We start from the raw sequence: 13,140 nt of genomic DNA, 5'->3' as shown, positions 1-13,140 counted from the left end.
GCAGCTTCTCACCACAGTTCCATACCGCCACCCCCTCAAACGCGGGGGGCTCGCTTCTGCGCAAGGCTGACGGAAAAGCGGGATTCCCGCGGTCGCAGGAATGAGAAAGATCAGCTCGTCCCCACCAAAGCCCCCAGCACCACGCGGCGGTAGATCCGCGCGAGCGTGTCCAGGTCGGCAATCGCCACCGCCTCGTCGAGCTTGTGCATCGTCGCGTTGCAAAGCCCGAACTCGACCACCGGGCAGATCCGCGACAAGAAGCGCGCGTCCGATGTGCCGCCGGTGGTGGACAGCTCGGTCTCGAGCCCGGTCTCGGCGCGTATGGCGTCGGCGATCATGCTGGACAACTCGCCCGGCGGGGTGAGGAACGCCTCGCCTGAAATTTTTGCCTCGACACTTCCCCCCATCGCCCCGGCGATGCCGCTGATCAGCTCGATCAGTGACGATCCGCTGTGCAGGTCGTTGAATCGGATCGAAATCCGCGCCTCTGCCCCGGCGGGGATGACATTGTGCGCGGGGTTGCCCACCGCCAGATCGGTGATCTCGATGTTGCTCGGCTGGAACCAGTCGGTGCCATTGTCGAGTACCATCTGCTCGATCTCGGCAAGGATCGCCACCAGCTTCGGGATCGGATTGTCGGCGAGGTGCGGATAGGCGACATGGCCCTGCTGGCCAGCCACGCGAATCCACATGTTCACCGATCCGCGCCGCCCGATCTTGACCATGTCGCCCAGCCGCGAGACCGAGGTCGGCTCGCCCACCAGGCACAGATCGGGCACCGTGTCCTGCGTCTGCATCAGGTCGATCAGCGCGCGGGTGCCATAAACCGCAGGGCCCTCCTCGTCGCCGGTGATGATCAGGCTGATCGTGCCGGTCTCGCGCGGAATTTCGGCAACCGCCGCGACGAAGCTTGCGATCGATCCCTTCATGTCGACCGCGCCGCGTCCGTGGAGCAGGTCACCACGCACCACAGGCTCGAACGGATCGCTGGCCCAGCCCTTGCCCGGCGGCACCACGTCGAGATGTCCGGCAAAGGCGAAATGCCGTCCCGCATCGCCCAGGGGCCGCCGGATCGCGTGCAGATTCTCGACCGGCCCGTCGGGCGCCTCGCCGCAGACGAAGCGGGTGACATCGAACCCCAGGGGGTCGAGCATGCTTTCAAGGCAGCCGAACACCGCGCCGGTGGCGGGGGTGACGCTTTCACAGGCGATCAGACGGCTGGCAAGCTCGAGCGGGGAAGCGGCGAGAGTGGCGGTGTCGGTCATGGGGGCTTTCTTGTTGTCTGCGCCTGCATTAGCATCGCCGCATGCCCAAAGTCGACCTGCAAGCGGTTCCGCAAACCAACGCCACGGGATATCCCGAACACCTCGCCGATGTCGTGCAGGGGCGCTGGTATCGCCGCCTGTCTCCCGCTGCTGGGCTCACCGATTTCGGCGCCAGCCATGTCGTGCTCAAGCCCGGCGCCTGGTCGGCGCAGCGGCACTGGCACGAGCAGGAGGACGAGCTGCTGGTGATCCTGTCGGGCACTGCGGTGCTGGTGGACGATGATGGGCGCACGCCCTTGGTGGCGGGGGATGTCGCTGCGTTTCCCAAGAACGATGGCAACGGCCATTGCCTGATCAACGAGAGCGATGTGGATTGCGTGTTCCTGGTGGTGGGCAAGAGCGTCAACGGTCCGTGCCATTATCCCGATGTCGACATGCACGAAAACGGTGGTGGCGATAAGCGCCGCAAGACCGGCGAGCGCTTCTGAGCGCCGCCCGCCTCGCACCCACCTTCGCCAGCGGATAACCGCCTGGCACTCTTTACCAATGTAACCTTGCTTGCTGTGCCGAGTGGCGCAGCCTGTTGTCATGCCCTGCGGCAGCCTCCGCTCCATCCATATTGACCGCTGAAGGAAAAGACGTCATAGGCTAATGCGAATCGCTAGCAATAGCATTAGAGGGGGATTTCATGACACGCTGGTTCTGTTCCGTCGCGCTGGTGGGCCTGTGCGCCGCGCCCGGCGCCGCCTTTGCGACGCAGCCGGGCTCTGTGCTCGCAGCCGAAACCGAGAACGCGGATGCCGAGGCCGGGAGCGATGGTCGCACCATCGTCGTCTCGGCAACCCGCACCCCGATCACCATTGATGACGCGCCCGTTACCATCTCGTCGAAGAGCGACGAGGAGATCGCCGACGAACTCGCCACCGACATCAAGGATCTGGTGCGGTTCGAACCCGGGGTCAGCGTTCGCCGCCAGCCTGCGCGCTTCGGTGCCGCGCTGGGCAGCACGGGCCGAGCGGGCAACGAGGACTTCACCATCCGCGGCATCGGCGGCAACCGCGTGCTGATCCAGGTCGATGGCGTGCGCGTGCCGATGGGCTTCAGCTTCGGTGCGCAAAGCGTGGGTCGCGGCGATTCGGTCGATATCGGTCTCGTCAAATCAGTCGAGATCCTGCGCGGTCCGGCTTCTGCGCTGTATGGCAGCGATGGGTTGGCTGGCGCGGTCAGCTTCACGCTCAGCGATCCCGAGGATATCCTCAAGGGCAAGGCGGTCGCGGGGCTGGTGCGCAGCCAATACGCCAGCGCGGACGACGAATTCGCGCACACCGCGATTCTCGCGGGCCGTAGCGGCGACATCTCGGCGTTGGTCTCCTACAGCCGCCGCGATTTCAACGAACTCGACAACCGCGGCACCAACGATTTGCTGGGTGCCAACCGCACCACCCCCAATCCGCAGGACGGCCACAGCAACGCCGCCACCGCGCGCATCGTCTGGGATCCGGCAGGCGGGCACAAGGTCCGATTGACCGGCGAATATCTCGACAATGCGCTGGTCACCGATCTGCTCTCGGGCCGCTCGGCGACCATCGACAATCTGGTCGCGCGCGACACCGGCAAGCGCTGGCGCGTGGCGGGCGACTGGATCTGGGAGGGCGAGGGCACGCTCGAGATGGCGCGGGTCAGCGCCTATTGGCAGTCGGCCAAGGACCGGCAGTTCACCCAGGAAGACCGCACCCCGCTGGCCGACCGCACCCGGCTCAACACCTTCGACAACCGCGTCTACGGGCTCTCCGCCGAAGGGCGCGCTGCGTTCGCCACCGGGCCGCTGCAGCACAAGCTCGTCTTTGGCGCCGATGCCAGCTGGACCCGGCAGCAGGGCGTGCGCGGCGGCACCGTGCCGCCTGCGGGCGAAGTATTTCCATCGAGCGCGTTTCCGGTCACCGATTATGTGCTGACCGGGCTGTTCCTCGGCGACGAGATCAGCGTCGGGCCGCTCACCCTGTTCCCGGCGCTGCGGTTCGATCACTACAAGCTCACCCCGCAGGCCGATCCCTTGCTGCCGCCGAACTTCGCCACCACCAGCCAGTCGGGCGAGCGGGTCAGCCCCAAGATGGGCGCGGTGCTCAAGCTTACCGAGGAGGTGCGGCTGTTCGCCAACTACGCGCAGGGGTTCCGCGCGCCCGAGCCCAGCCAGGTCAACCAGTTCTTCGAGAATCTGGGGCAGGGCTATACCTCGCGGCCCAACGCCGATCTGGGGCCGGAGCGCAGCGAGAGCATCGAGGGTGGCATCCGTTTCGTCAGCGAGGCGGTGAGCCTTAGCGCAACGGGATTCTCGGCGCGGTACAAGGATTTCATCAGCCAGGAGGTGGTCGGTGGCGGCTTCACGCCCGCCAATCCCGCGATCTTCCAGTTCATCAACCTCGACCGGGTCAAGGTGGAGGGGGCAGAAGCCCGGATGGACCTGCGCGGTACCAACGGCATCACCGGCCAGCTGGCCATTTCCTATGCCAGGGGCGATGTTATCGATCCTGCGGCGGGCACGCAGGTGCCGCTGGCCACGGTCGACCCGCTCAAGCTGGTCGCCGGGATCGGCTGGCGCGACAAGGCGGGACGGTTTGGCGGGCAGCTGATCGGCACGCACAGCGCGCGCAAGTCCGACGAGCGCAGCACCGGGGTGTGCACGCCGTCGTGCTTCCGCCCCGGCGCGTTCACCATTCTCGATGCCACCGCTTTCGTGAACCTGGGGCCGGTGACGCTGCGCGGCGGGGTGTTCAACCTTACCAACGCCAAATACGCCTGGTGGTCGGATGTCCGCGGCCTCGCCAGCACCACGACGATCGCCGACGCGTTCACCCAGCCGGGGCGCAACGGCAGTGTCTCGTTGACTTATCGCTTTTGATTCGCAAAACTGTTAGCAATACGGAAATAGGGGTACAGGATCATGAAGACTTCGATCGTTTCTCTTGCCGCCGCCAGCCTGCTGGCGCTGGCCTCCACACCTTCTTTGGCGCACCCGCCGATCGCCGAGCGCCCAGCGCAGGAAGAGGCTGCGGTGTTCGAGGCCGACCGCGCCGAAATCCTTGCCATGGCGGGCAACTTCAAGGTGCGCTTCGACATGCAGGAGGCCACCCCCTGGCAACAGGGCTATGCCCCGCTCGACCGCAAGATCTCTGGCGGGCACGAGGTGGTGCGGGTGATCGAGGACACCGGCCGCCGCATCGTGCTGCAGCACATTCTGGTCTCCGAGCACGAGGGCAAGCCGCATATCACCAAGCACTGGCGACAGGACTGGGAATATGAGCCAGCCAAGGTGCTGGTCTATTCGGACCGCAATGCCTGGACCTGGGAGGACGTGCCCGAAAAGATGCGCCGCGGCCGCTGGTCACAGACCGTCTGGCAGGTTGACGACAGCCCGCGTTATGCCGGCTGGGGCCAGTTCGAGGAGCAGGGTGGCCTGCGCCGCTGGCGGTCCAACTGGACCTGGCGTCCGCTCGCCCGCCGCGATGCGGTGCGTAACCCGGTGTATGACCGCTATTACGCGATCAACCGCCACCAGACCACGCCCGATGGCTGGGTTCACTGGCAGGACAACATCAAGATGGGGCTCGACGAGGGGTCGCTCAAACCCGTCGTGCAGGAGTATGTGCTGAACACCTATACCAGGTTCGACGGCTATAACGTCAAGGCGGCGGACGATTACTGGGCTGCGACCAAGGGCTATTGGGCTGCGGTGCGTTCGGCCTGGGACAAGGTGGCGACGACCAAGGGCGGCATTGCCATCCAGGAAGAGGCGCAGGCCGGAACCGTGATCAGCGCGCGGCTGCTGACGATGGCCGACGAGATCGTCGAGGGCAAGTTGACGGAAGGCAAGGCCAAGGCCGAAGCGCTCAAGCTGATCGAAGACAATACCCGGATGGCAGGTGGACAGCGGGTCGCTAACGCCGGTCAATAAGGGTCGGCGCTCCACCCATTGCCGGGTGGAGCGCCGTCATTCCCCTGCCCTGCTCACTGGACATGGCGTGGCAGGGGATGATGTTTCAATGATCGTGCTGTCCCAGCGCGGCAAGCACGTCTTCCAGCCGCGCGGGATCGCCCATCGCGATCACGCGGCCGTCGCTGTTCTTGTGCAGCGGATCGCCGTTCCAGTCGCACATATGCCCACCCGCGCCTTCGACCACCGGCACCAGCGCGGCAAAATCGTGCAGCTTGAGCCCGCTTTCGCACACCAGGTCGACACTGCCTTGCGCGACCAGCGCGTAATTGTAGCAATCGCCGCCCCAGATCAGCCGCCTGGTGTCGCACTGCTTGGCGAGCGCCATGAAGTGCATCGCGTCATGGTCGCTGAACAGGTGCGGGCTGGTGGTGGCGAGCACCGCGTCCTCGATCTCGGGGCACAAGCGCGCCCTGACCGGCTTGCCGTTGAAGGTGGTGCCGCGCCCGGTCGCGCCGACCCAGCGCTCGCGCCCGATCGGTTGGTCGATCACGCCCAGCACCGGCCACTCCTCGGCGATCAGCGCGATCAGCGTGCCGAAGATCGGCCGCCCGGCGATGAAGCTGGTGGTGCCATCGATCGGATCGAGCACCCACACCCGGCCCGTCGAGCCGGGCTTTTCGCCATACTCCTCGCCGATCACGCCATCGCGCGGCGCCTCGGCATCCAGGATCGCGCGCATCGCGGCCTCGGCGGCCCGGTCCGCCTCGGTGACGGGCGAGGCATCGGCCTTGCGGTCGGTGGTGAAGGTGGACCGGTAGAACGGGCGGATGGCTTCGCCTGCGGCTTCGGCCAGCCTTTCGGCGAGCGCTATGTCTTTGCTGTGGATCATGGGAATGCTGCTATCGCTTCGGGCCGCGGTTGGCCAGACTGATCCGGGTCAAAATGCGGCGAGTGCCTCGACGTCATGTAATGACATGATGATACCGAATTCGTCGGCGAGCAGCCTGCGCATCGCCTCGGGCCCGGTAATCTGCATCCGGTCGGTGGTGTCGCCCCGTTGCACGCTGAACTGGTCGTTGGTGATCGCTTTCAATCCGTCCTGCGTCACCTGGCTGACCAGCACGTTGCGAATAAAGCGCGAACAGGGCGATGTCGCGGTCCAGTGATTGGACATCGCGATGTCGGCGGCGAGCGCAGTGTCATCGGTAAAGCTGTACTGGTTGCGGCACTGCCCGGCGAAATGCCGTTCGAGCATCCAGCCGAATTCCGCATCGCGCCTCAGCCGATGGATGGCACCGTCATTGCCTGCGGCCTCGGCTCCGTCCCGGATCGGCATCGCCGGGACATGCCCGCCGCCAACGCCTGCATCGGCAAGCCAGCGCTCGCCCTCCAGCGCGACGGCCAGCACGATGTGCGTGCGCGGCGGGACGTCATCGTCCGGCTCCTGACGTAACCATACCCGCGCCAGCATCGGGTCCACGGCAAAGCCCAGCGCCTCGAGCCCGCGCGCAAACAGCTGGTTGAGCTCGAAGCAATAGCCCCCGCGTGTGCCCGACAGCAGCTTGGCCGCGACGACAGCAGGATCAAGGTCCACACCGCGCCCCAGGCGTGCGTCGAGCGCATCATAGGGAATGGCCAGCCTTTGTGCCCAGAGCAGACAATCCAGCCCGGCAAGGTCGACCGAAGGAAGCTGCGACAGCCCGAGCCGGGCGAGGTAGCGATCGAGAAAGGCGGTCAATGTGCGCTGCCTTCAGGTGCCGGTACGGGCACGCGCAGCGGCTGCCCATCGGGCACGACCCAGCTCGAGACGGCGCGCAATCCTTCGGGTCCGGCGCGGCCCCAGTGCACCGTGCCGGGCGCGATGCGAATGCCCTGTCCGGGCAGCAGCGTCATGGCCTCCTGACCCTGACGGGCGATGACCGTGCTGCCGCCGATGACGTAGAGAAACTCCTCGCCATGATGGAAATGGCGCGGGATCGGCGCGCCCGGCGGGATATTGAGGTCGCCCATCACGAGATGATGGCCCGGCGCTGCCTCTATCGGCCCGGACACGATCTCGGTGATACCGGGTGCTGGCCGGTACACCGCCAGCGCGTCGCTGTTATCGCGCGCGCACCCCGCCAGCCCGACCGCTGCCAGCAGCAGGGCAGCCATGCGGATCGACGCCATGTCGCCGGATCAATCGAACAGGCTTGAGACCGAGCTTTCGTCTGCAATGCGGCGGATGGCTTCGCCGATCAGTGCCGCCATCGGCAGGCTGCGGATGCGGTCCGATCCGGTCACCGCGTCGGTGGCCTGGATCGAATCGGTGATCACCAGTTCCTTGAGCGCGCTGTTGTTGACGCGCGCGACCGCGCCGCCCGAAAGCACGCCATGGGTGACATAGCTGACCACATCCACCGCGCCCGCGTTCTTCAGCGCCTGCGCCGCGTTGCACAGGGTGCCACCCGAATCGACGATGTCGTCGATCAGGATGCAGAAGCGGCCTTCGACGTTGCCGATGATGTTCATGACTTCGGATTCACCCGGGCGTTCGCGGCGCTTGTCGACGATCGCCAGCGGCGCGTTGTCGAGCCGTTTGGCGAGCGCACGCGCGCGCACCACGCCGCCCACGTCAGGCGACACCACCATCAGCTGGTGCTCGCCGAAGCGCGCCTGGATGTCCGCAGCCATCACCGGTGCGGCATAGAGGTTGTCGGTGGGGATGTCGAAAAAGCCCTGGATCTGGCCTGCGTGCAGATCGACCGAAAGCACGCGGTCCGCGCCCGCAACCGTGATCAGGTTGGCGACCAGCTTGGCCGAGATCGGGGTGCGGGGGCCGGGCTTGCGGTCCTGCCGGGCATAGCCGAAATAGGGGATCACTGCGGTGATGCGGCGGGCCGATGCGCGCTTCAATGCATCGATGCAGATTAGCAGTTCCATCAGATTGTCGTTGGCGGGGTAGCCGGTCGACTGGATCACGAAGACATCCTCGCCGCGGACATTCTCGTGGATTTCGACGAAGATTTCCTCATCGGCAAAGCGGCGCACGCTGGCATCGGTCAGCGGCATTTCCAGATAGGCCGCGATCGAACGCGCCAGCGGCAGGTTGCTGTTGCCAGACAGGATTTTCATGTGATCGTGCTTCCCCGTTGCCCTGATCGAATTTCGCCCTGTTAGCCAAGTGACCCGGCAAGCGGAAGATGTAAGTTTCGTGAAATGCGTGTGACACGCAAGCACGCGCCGCCGACCATCAGGGCGGTCCGCCAAATTCGGTTGCCGCGCTTGCGCCTGCCGCCTATCTGGCAGGGATGACCGACCGGCTTATGATCACCCTAGTCCAGTGCGCGCAGGCGATGGGCGATATCCCCGGAAATGCCGATGCCATGCTGGCCGCGCGCGCTCAGGCGGTCGGAAGCGATCTTGTCGTGTTCCCCGAACTGCAGCTGATCGGCTATCCGCCCGAGGATCTGGTGCTCAAGCCCGCTTTGATCGCGCGCGCTGCCGCCAAGCTCGACGAGATGGCCGCAGCCACCGCCGATGGCGGCCCGGCCATGCTGGTGGGGTCGGTGTTCGCGCGTGAAGGCCAGCTTTTCAATGGCCTCGCACTGCTCGATGGCGGCGCGATCACCGCGGTGCGCCTGAAGCACGAGCTGCCCAATTACGGCACCTTCGATGAGAAGCGGCTGTTCGCGTCTGCTCCGCTGCAGCCTCCGGTGCCGTTCCGCGGCGTGATGCTGGGCCTGCCCTTGTGCGAGGACATCTGGTTCCCCAAGGTCTGCGGGCATCTCAAGGCGATGGGGGCGCAGATCCTGATCGCGCCGCATGGCAGCCCGTACGAGATCGAAAAGGATGAGCGCCGGCTGCATAATGTGGTGCGCGCGCGCGTTGCCGAGACCGGGCTGCCTTTGGTGTTCTTGAACCGCATCGGCGGGCAGGACGAATTGGTGTTCGACGGCGCCTCATTCGTGGTCAACGCCGATGGATCGCTTGTCCATCAGCTGCCCGATTGGGAGGCGGCGAGTGTGCGCACCGAATGGACGCGCGGGGCAGGCGGCTGGCAGTGTGCTCCCGGCGAGATCCACGCGCTCGATCCGTTCCCGCAGGATGCCTATCATGCGATGATCGTCGGGCTGCGCGATTATGTGAACGCCAATGGCTTTCCCGGCGTGGTGCTGGGGCTTTCGGGCGGGATCGACAGCGCGCTGTCCGCCGCCGTCGCGGTCGATGCGCTGGGCCCCGAGCGGGTGTGGTGCGTGATGCTGCCCAGCCGTTTCACCAGCCAGGAAAGTCTCGATGATGCCGCCGGATGCGCCCAGATGCTCGGCTGCCGTCTCGACAGCATTCCGATCCAGCCTGCGGTCGCAGCGTACGATACGATGCTCGAAGGCAGCTTTGCCGACCGTGACGTCGACATCACCGAAGAGAACATCCAGTCGCGCATCCGCGCGGTGACACTGATGAGCCTCTCCAACAAGTTCGGGCACATGCTGCTCACCACCGGCAACAAGAGCGAGATGAGCGTCGGCTATGCCACCATCTATGGCGACATGGCGGGCGGCTACAATGTGCTGAAAGACGCCTACAAGCTCACCGTGTTCGAACTGTCGCGCTGGCGCAACGCGCACAGGCCGCCGCTGGCGCTGGGCCCGGACGGCCCGGTGATGCCCGAGCGCGTGATCACCAAGCCGCCCAGCGCAGAACTGCGCCCCGACCAGCGCGACGACGACAGCCTGCCGCCCTACGAAATCCTCGACCCGATCCTGCACGGCCTGATCGAGGAGGAGCTCAGCGTCGCCGAGATCGTCGCGCGCGGCTTCGAGCACGATACCGTCGCGCGGATCGAGCGCCTGCTCTACATCGCCGAATACAAGCGCCGCCAGGCCCCGCCCGGGGTCAAGCTGGGCATCCGCAACTTCGGCCGCGACCGGCGCTATCCGATCACCAACAGGTTCCGGACAGCATGACCACCACCCGTTTCGCCCCGTCGCCCACCGGGCACCTGCACATCGGCAATATCCGCACCGCGCTGCACAACTGGATGTGGGCGAAGAAGACCCAAGGGCGCTTCATCCTGCGCATCGACGATACCGACAAGGAGCGCAGTCGCGAGGAGTATGTCGAGGGCATTCGCGCGGACCTCGCCTGGCTGGGGCTCGCCCCCGATGCGGAATATCGCCAGTCGGAGCGGAGCGCCTTGTACGACGCGGCTTTTGACCGGCTGCGCGACGCGGGCCGGGTCTATGCGTGTTACGAAACCTCGCAGGAGCTCGACCTCAAGCGCAAGATCGCTCTGGGGCGCGGGTTGCCGCCGGTGTACGACCGCGCCGCGCTCAACCTCACCGATGCCGACCGCGCCGAGCTCGAGGGGCAGGGACTGAAACCGCACTGGCGGTTCAAGCTCGACCATGACGAACCTATCGCCTGGGACGACCTGATCCGCGGGCCTCAGAAATTCGACGCCGCCAGCCTCTCCGATCCCGTCATCCGCCGCGCCGACGGCAGCTGGCTGTACATGCTCCCGTCTGCCATCGATGATGTCGACATGCAGATCACCCATGTCGTGCGCGGCGAGGATCATGTCTCTAACACCGCGGTGCAGCTGCAGATGTTCACCGCATTGGGCAGCACGCCGCCTGCGTTCGCGCACGAGGCGCTGCTGGTCGGCTCGGAGGGCAAGCTCTCCAAGCGGCTGGGCTCGCTGGGTGTCGGCGAGCTGCGCGACAAGCACATCCTGCCGCAGGCGATCGTCGCGCTGCTGGCAAGACTGGGCACGTCTGATCCGGTCGAGCCGCTACATGATCGCGCCGCGCTGCTCGAGAGCTTCGACTTCGCCCGCTTCGGCCGCGCGCCCGCGCGTTTTGCCGAAGAGGATCTCGAGCGGATCAACCGCCAACTGATCCACACCGCCGAGTTCGCTGCGATCGCCGATCAGCTTCCGCCGCAGATCGACAAGGCGGCGTGGCACGCGATCCGTCCCAATATCGCGCATCTGGGCGAGGTCGCCGATTACTGGCGGATCATCGAGGGACCGATTGATGCGCCTGCGCCCGAGGCAGAGGATGCGGAGTTTCTGGTCGAGGCGCGCGCTGCGCTCGAGCCGATCGACTTCGGTCCGACGGTTTGGAAGGACTGGACCGAGGTGCTCAAGGCCAGCACCGGACGCAAGGGAAAAGGGCTGTTCCTGCCGCTTCGCCGCGCGCTCACCGGAATGGACCATGGGCCCGACATGGGCGAACTGCTGCCTTTGATCGGGCGCGAGCGGGCCTTGGAGCGACTTGGCGGCTAGACGCACGCCACGCCTTGCCCAATTTCGTCACCCCCGCGCAGGCGGGGGGCCCGCTTCTTTCTTTTGCGTCGTCGCAAAGCGGTATTCCCGCGTTCGCGGGAATGACGGGAAGGTGAAAACTCGGCACGCCCTTGGATAATCCCCTCGCATGCCGCATATGCAGTGGCATGACCATGATCGCCACCGCAGACCCCCGCTCGTTCCTCTATCGCCCCGATGCGCTCGATCCCGATGCTGCGCAGCGCCTTACCCGCGACGCGCTCGCCCGCTGCGATGACGGCGAACTCTACCTGCAATATGCCGCGAGCGAGAGCTTTGTATTTGATGACGGCCGGCTGAAAACCGCCGATTACTCGACCGACTCAGGATTCGGCCTGCGCGGTGTTTCGGGCGAGATGACCGGCTTTGCGCATGCCAACGACGTCAGCGAAGCGGGCATCCGCCGCGCCGCCGAGACGCTGACACTGCTCGATCCCGCAAAGGGCGAGGCGGCCCCCCCGCCGCGGCAGAACAACCGCCATCTCTACACCGACGGTAACCCGCTCGAGAGCATCCCCTTCGAAACCAAGATCGCCTTGCTCGAAAAGATCGATGCCGCCGCGCGTGCACGCGATCCGCGCGTCGCGCAAGTCACCGCGAGCCTGATCGGCAGCTGGTCGGTGATCGAGGTGGTGCGCGCCGATGGCTTTGTCGCCACCGATGTCCGCCCTCTGGTGCGCCTCAACGTCTCGATCGTTGCGCAAAGCGGCGAGCGGCGCGAGGTCGGAAGCTTCGGCATGGGCGGGCGCTATCTGTACGACGGCCTGTTCAATGAGGCGACCTGGAACCGCGCGATCGATGAGGCATTGGCGCAGGCACTGACCAATCTGGAGAGCGTCGCTGCGCCCGCGGGCGAGATGACCGTATTGCTCGGCCCCGGCTGGCCCGGGATCATTCTGCATGAAGCGATCGGGCACGGGCTCGAGGGCGATTTCAACCGCAAGGGCACCAGCGCGTTTTCGGGCCGGGTCGGCCAGCGCGTCGCCGCCGATGGCGTGACCGTGGTCGACGATGGCTCGATCATGGACCGGCGCGGATCGCTCAGCATCGATGACGAAGGCACGCCGACACAGGAAAATGTGCTGATCGAAAACGGCATCCTCAAGGGCTACATGCAGGACCGGCTGAACGCCCGGCTGATGGGCGTCGCCCCCACCGGCAACGGCCGCCGCCAGTCCTACGCCCACGCCCCGATGCCGCGCATGACCAACACTTTCATGCCCGCAGGGAATGACGACCCGGCGGAACTGCTAAGCCGCGTGAAAAACGGCATCTTCGCCAAGAGCTTCGGCGGCGGCCAGGTCGACATCGTCTCGGGCAAGTTCGTCTTCTCGTGCACCGAAGCCTATCGTGTCGAAAACGGCCGCCTCGGAGCCCCGATCAAGGGCGCCACTTTGATCGGCGACGGCCCCACCGTACTCACCAAGGTCACCGGCATCGGCAACGACTTCGCGCTCGACGAAGGCGTCGGCATGTGCGGCAAGGCAGGCCAGGGCGTGCCTGCGGGCGTGGGCCAGCCGACGTTGCTGGTCAGCGGGCTGACGGTGGGGGGAACCGGAGCGTAAGACAGCCCGCCGCAAGGCTTGCGAACCGCGAACCCACACTGCCGACCCCATCTACCCCTTCCCCCCCGC

At 65.9% G+C, this 13,140-nt stretch carries 11 protein-coding genes; 6 read left to right on the top strand and 5 right to left on the bottom strand.

The annotated features are described in order from the left end of the window. Positions 1-110: 110 nt before the first annotated feature. Positions 111-1,265: a succinyl-diaminopimelate desuccinylase gene (gene dapE, locus B5J99_RS04930; protein WP_117351733.1), complete on the bottom strand. Its 1,155-nt coding sequence runs from the start codon at positions 1,263-1,265 to the stop codon at positions 111-113. 41 nt (positions 1,266-1,306) lie between these two features. Between dapE and B5J99_RS04925 the strand changes: the two genes are divergently transcribed. The 3 genes from B5J99_RS04925 (at position 1,307) to B5J99_RS04915 (ending at position 5,217) form a co-directional block, all read left to right on the top strand. Beyond that, entirely contained in the window at positions 1,307-1,753 is a 447-nt protein-coding gene (locus B5J99_RS04925) for a cupin domain-containing protein (protein WP_117351732.1), read from the top strand. A 200-nt stretch (positions 1,754-1,953) separates the two neighbouring features. After that, complete coding sequence (locus B5J99_RS04920; RefSeq protein ID WP_117351731.1) at positions 1,954-4,164, top strand: TonB-dependent hemoglobin/transferrin/lactoferrin family receptor; 2,211 nt, start codon at positions 1,954-1,956, stop codon at positions 4,162-4,164. 42 nt (positions 4,165-4,206) lie between these two features. Next, positions 4,207-5,217, top strand: a complete 1,011-nt coding sequence (locus tag B5J99_RS04915; RefSeq protein WP_054135085.1) for a DUF6607 family protein — start codon at positions 4,207-4,209, stop codon at positions 5,215-5,217. An 85-nt stretch (positions 5,218-5,302) separates the two neighbouring features. On the opposite strand, the gene hisN is transcribed toward B5J99_RS04915, so the two are convergent. The 4 genes from hisN to B5J99_RS04895 are packed head-to-tail and all read right to left on the bottom strand — an operon-like array spanning position 5,303 to position 8,313. Beyond that, positions 5,303-6,088 carry a histidinol-phosphatase gene (gene hisN / locus B5J99_RS04910; protein ID WP_054135046.1) on the bottom strand — a complete coding sequence of 262 codons (786 nt, stop codon included), beginning with the start codon at positions 6,086-6,088 and terminating at the stop codon, positions 5,303-5,305. Positions 6,089-6,136: 48 nt separating this feature from the next. After that, positions 6,137-6,937 carry an arylamine N-acetyltransferase family protein gene (locus B5J99_RS04905; RefSeq protein WP_117351730.1) on the bottom strand — a complete coding sequence of 267 codons (801 nt, stop codon included), beginning with the start codon at positions 6,935-6,937 and terminating at the stop codon, positions 6,137-6,139. After that, positions 6,934-7,368 (bottom strand): cupin domain-containing protein, encoded by a 435-nt coding sequence (locus B5J99_RS04900; RefSeq protein ID WP_117351729.1) that lies wholly within the window; start codon positions 7,366-7,368, stop codon positions 6,934-6,936. Before B5J99_RS04900 ends, B5J99_RS04905 begins: the two co-directional genes overlap by 4 nt. Positions 7,369-7,377: 9 nt before the next feature. Continuing rightward, on the bottom strand, positions 7,378-8,313 hold the full coding sequence (locus tag B5J99_RS04895; protein ID WP_054135049.1) for a ribose-phosphate pyrophosphokinase: 936 nt from the start codon (positions 8,311-8,313) through the stop codon (positions 7,378-7,380). A 176-nt stretch (positions 8,314-8,489) separates the two neighbouring features. On the opposite strand from B5J99_RS04895, the gene B5J99_RS04890 reads away from it, so the two are divergent. The 3 genes from B5J99_RS04890 (at position 8,490) to tldD (ending at position 13,071) form a co-directional block, all read left to right on the top strand. Beyond that, the gene (locus tag B5J99_RS04890) at positions 8,490-10,145 is read left to right on the top strand and encodes an NAD+ synthase (protein WP_117351728.1); all 1,656 of its coding nucleotides are present in this window, start codon (positions 8,490-8,492) and stop codon (positions 10,143-10,145) included. Continuing rightward, complete coding sequence (gltX, locus tag B5J99_RS04885; protein WP_117351726.1) at positions 10,142-11,467, top strand: glutamate--tRNA ligase; 1,326 nt, start codon at positions 10,142-10,144, stop codon at positions 11,465-11,467. The genes B5J99_RS04890 and gltX overlap by 4 nt, the downstream gene beginning before the upstream one ends. 173 nt (positions 11,468-11,640) lie before the next feature. Then, entirely contained in the window at positions 11,641-13,071 is a 1,431-nt protein-coding gene (tldD, locus tag B5J99_RS04880; RefSeq protein ID WP_425456481.1) for a metalloprotease TldD, read from the top strand. Positions 13,072-13,140: the final 69 nt, after the last annotated feature.

This window comes from Blastomonas fulva (assembly GCF_003431825.1).
GTDB classification, from domain to species: Bacteria; Pseudomonadota; Alphaproteobacteria; order Sphingomonadales; family Sphingomonadaceae; genus Blastomonas; species Blastomonas fulva.
This window is presented reverse-complemented; position numbering and strand designations above follow the sequence as displayed.

Coding starts and splice junctions, on each gene's coding strand:
- dapE (WP_117351733.1), bottom strand. CDS start 1,265: ATGACCGACACCGCCACTCTCGCCGCTTCCCCGCTCGAGCTTGCCAGC.
- B5J99_RS04925 (WP_117351732.1), top strand. CDS start 1,307: ATGCCCAAAGTCGACCTGCAAGCGGTTCCGCAAACCAACGCCACGGGA.
- B5J99_RS04920 (WP_117351731.1), top strand. CDS start 1,954: ATGACACGCTGGTTCTGTTCCGTCGCGCTGGTGGGCCTGTGCGCCGCG.
- B5J99_RS04915 (WP_054135085.1), top strand. CDS start 4,207: ATGAAGACTTCGATCGTTTCTCTTGCCGCCGCCAGCCTGCTGGCGCTG.
- hisN (WP_054135046.1), bottom strand. CDS start 6,088: ATGATCCACAGCAAAGACATAGCGCTCGCCGAAAGGCTGGCCGAAGCC.
- B5J99_RS04900 (WP_117351729.1), bottom strand. CDS start 7,368: ATGGCGTCGATCCGCATGGCTGCCCTGCTGCTGGCAGCGGTCGGGCTG.
- B5J99_RS04895 (WP_054135049.1), bottom strand. CDS start 8,313: ATGAAAATCCTGTCTGGCAACAGCAACCTGCCGCTGGCGCGTTCGATC.
- B5J99_RS04890 (WP_117351728.1), top strand. CDS start 8,490: ATGACCGACCGGCTTATGATCACCCTAGTCCAGTGCGCGCAGGCGATG.
- gltX (WP_117351726.1), top strand. CDS start 10,142: ATGACCACCACCCGTTTCGCCCCGTCGCCCACCGGGCACCTGCACATC.
- tldD (WP_425456481.1), top strand. CDS start 11,641: ATGATCGCCACCGCAGACCCCCGCTCGTTCCTCTATCGCCCCGATGCG.